Source organism: Nitrospinota bacterium (assembly GCA_035528715.1).
Lineage (GTDB): Bacteria > JADFOP01 > JADFOP01 > DATKYB01 > DATKYB01 > DATKYB01.
Genome location: DATKYB010000140.1, coordinates 1 through 2,910, shown reverse-complemented (window position 1 = coordinate 2,910; position 2,910 = coordinate 1). Strand labels below are relative to the sequence as shown.

The following is a 2,910-nucleotide window of genomic DNA, read 5'->3' as shown; positions in this document are numbered from 1 at the left end:
AGTTTACATAATATATCTTATCAGACATACTATTTAATGACGGATTTTTAATGTAGATATCTTATCCTTTGCAATTGCTACATTTTGCGACTGAGGATAGTCCTTTATAATCTTCTGATACATTTCAATTGCCTTATCGTTTTGGTTTAATTCTTCATATACACGGGCAAGGTTTATCAATACTGAATCATCAGGGTTATTACTACCGTCTTCTTCTGAGACTTTTTTAAAAAAATTTAATGCCTGCTCATATTTGCCACCCTGCTCTGATGCATATCCTAATCCCTCATAGGCAAATTTTCTTAACACCATTTCTTTTTTGGAAGAATTGTCAAGAAAAAGCCTGTAATACTTTTCTGCATTAATAAAATCTTTCATCCAGAAATAGCAGTTGCCCAGATAAAAGAGGGATTTTCTGCCAACAGAGGTTCTTGGATATTTGCTCACAAGATCATTAAACTTTGTTAAAGACATCTGGTAGTCACCGGGGTTCCCTTTATCAACTGAAAGAGAATAATATTTAAATGCCTCATTAAACATGACGCGAGCCTTCTTTTCCTGGCTTGAGCTGTATAAATTCCATAAATAAAAAGAAAGGGAGATCAATAAAAGAATACTGAGAAAAGCAAGGCTTTCCTTCAGATTGCTGGAGAAGAAATTTATAACTTTCTTGCCGAACGGAACAATTTCTTCAACATCTTTTTTAACGAAACTCTTTTTCTGTACCCTTTTTTTGGCGCCCATTCAGTATCCCCCTATGATAGTCAATATCTATTACCCGTTATCTGCAACCTTCTCATTTAGATAAAAATAATTCTTTATTTTGCCGTATAACGCATCCCCAATACCATTGACATTTTTTATCTCATCTAAAGATTTAAAAATGCCTGTACTTTCCCGATACTGAACAATATTTTGGGAGATTTTCTCACCGATCCCAGGAATAGCATTTAACTGATTTTCAGTCACACGATTGAGATCAAATGGGATAAAGAAGAGAATAAACTTCTCCGGCTCTAATAACCCAATTTTGGCAGCACTATTTACTATTATCTTGCTGCCATTGCATACAAGGGTAAGGAGCAATCCCCGGGGAAATAAAACACTATTTTTCTTATTCCACCCTGCCCTTTCCAGTGCATCTGATATCGAAATACATTTGTCATAAGAATAGAAACCTGGATTCTTTACGTTACCCTCGATTTCATACATTACATTTAAGTTTAAGGAATGTGCTACATATTGTTGATATTTAAAAGGATTATGATACACAGCAAAAATAAATACCAGCATTACAATCAGTGAAATAATCAAGGACTGTTCATGAGAATAAGATGAGATTTTCATAAAGTATTAGCCGTTATCTTTTTCTTTTCATCCTTATATAATTTGTAGCTGATACTGTCGACTAATGCCTGCCAGCTCGCTTCTATAATATTCTCAGAAACTCCCACAGTGCCCCATTTATCCTTCTTATCCCCTGTTTCAATGAGTACCCGCACTTTTGATGCGGTACCCTGACCGCTGTCTAAAACCCTCACTTTATAGTCGATTAATTCAGTCTCTTTGATCTGAGGATAGAATTTTTCCAGTGCCTTCCTGAGCGCGTTATCGAGGGCATTTACAGGGCCGTTACCAAGAGCTGCAGTATGTTCTGCCTCTCCTCCAACATCAACCATGATCGTAGCCTCGCAAAGCGGCTGTTCATCCATCCTCTTTTCGTTTATAACGCGGAAACCGACCAGATTAAAATATTTCCTTTTTTTACCCAGCGCTTCATTCATAAGAATCTCAAAGGAGGCTTCAGCCCCTTCAAATTGATATCCTTTATTTTCCATTTCCTTCAGATTGTCCAGGATTTCCTGGACCTCAGGGTCTTTGGAGGATATGTCAATGTTGAATTCCTTAGCTTTATAAAGGATATTGCTCTTTCCTGCGAGGTCCGATATGAGAACTCTCTGAATATTGCCAACCTGCTCGGGTTTTATATGTTCGTATGTTTCAGGTTTTCTTTTGATTGCGCTCACGTGTACTCCTGCCTTGTGAGCAAAAGCACTACTCCCGACAAAAGGTTGATGCCGCAAGGGCTGCATGTTAGCAAGCTCGTAAACGAATCGGGAGGCATCACAGAGTTTTGTTAAATTATCAGCAGGTATGCAATCAATGTTCAGCTTGAGTTTCAGATCTGGTATTATTGAACAGAGGTTGGCATTCCCACACCGTTCCCCCAGACCGTTTATCGTACCCTGTACCTGGGTAATGCCGAGTTGTACTGCAAGAATGGTATTAGCCACAGCAAGGTCACTGTCATTGTGGGTATGGATGCCAAGAGGGACATGAATATGTTTTTTTACGTCTTTGATGATCTCCTGCAGTTCATGGCAGAGAGTACCCCCGTTGGTATCGCAGAGTATGATGCTGTCAACACCGGCATTCTGAGCCCTCTTCAGGACTTCAAGCGCATACTGGTAATTGGCTTTATATCCATCAAAAAAGTGTTCAGCATCAAACATAACCTCAGAAAAGTGATTCTTCATGAACTCAAGAGATTGAGAAATGAGATGGAGATTTTCACTCAGGTCTATGCGCAGGGCTTCTCTCACATGGATATCCCAGGCCTTTCCGAAAATAGTGACTGCGGGTGTTTTTGAGCTGATCAAAGACCTGAGGTTGTGATCCTTTTCAGGCAGAGTTCCTGGCCGTGCTGTGCTCCCGAACGAAACTATCTTTGCTTTCTTAAAATGGTAATGGATGGCTTCTTTAAAAAACTGCTGGTCTCTGGGATTTGAACCGGGCCAACCGCCCTCTACGTAATGAATTCCAAGGTCATCCAGTCTCTGGGCAATCCTTATTTTATCTTCTACAGAAAATGAGATATCTTCTGCCTGGCTTCCATCACGCAGAGTGGTA

The 2,910-nt window shown here is 39.6% G+C and carries 3 protein-coding genes; all 3 read right to left on the bottom strand.

All coding sequences use genetic code 11. The features are described 5' to 3' along the window. Nucleotides 1-33: 33 nt before the first annotated feature. Nucleotides 34-744: a tetratricopeptide repeat protein gene (locus tag VMW81_09980; GenBank protein HUU51267.1), complete on the bottom strand. Its 711-nt coding sequence runs from the start codon at nt 742-744 to the stop codon at nt 34-36. 30 nt (nt 745-774) lie between these two features. Beyond that, nucleotides 775-1,347: a helix-hairpin-helix domain-containing protein gene (locus tag VMW81_09975; GenBank protein HUU51266.1), complete on the bottom strand. Its 573-nt coding sequence runs from the start codon at nt 1,345-1,347 to the stop codon at nt 775-777. Further along, nucleotides 1,344-2,910, bottom strand: a 1,567-nt coding sequence (cimA, locus tag VMW81_09970) for a citramalate synthase (protein HUU51265.1), incomplete at its 5' end; no start/stop codon positions are given. The genes cimA and VMW81_09975, both read right to left, overlap by 4 nt.

Excerpts from the sequence above, each read along its gene's own strand:
- VMW81_09980 (HUU51267.1), bottom strand. The coding sequence starts at position 744 with ATGGGCGCCAAAAAAAGGGTACAGAAAAAGAGTTTCGTTAAAAAAGAT.
- VMW81_09975 (HUU51266.1), bottom strand. The coding sequence starts at position 1,347 with ATGAAAATCTCATCTTATTCTCATGAACAGTCCTTGATTATTTCACTG.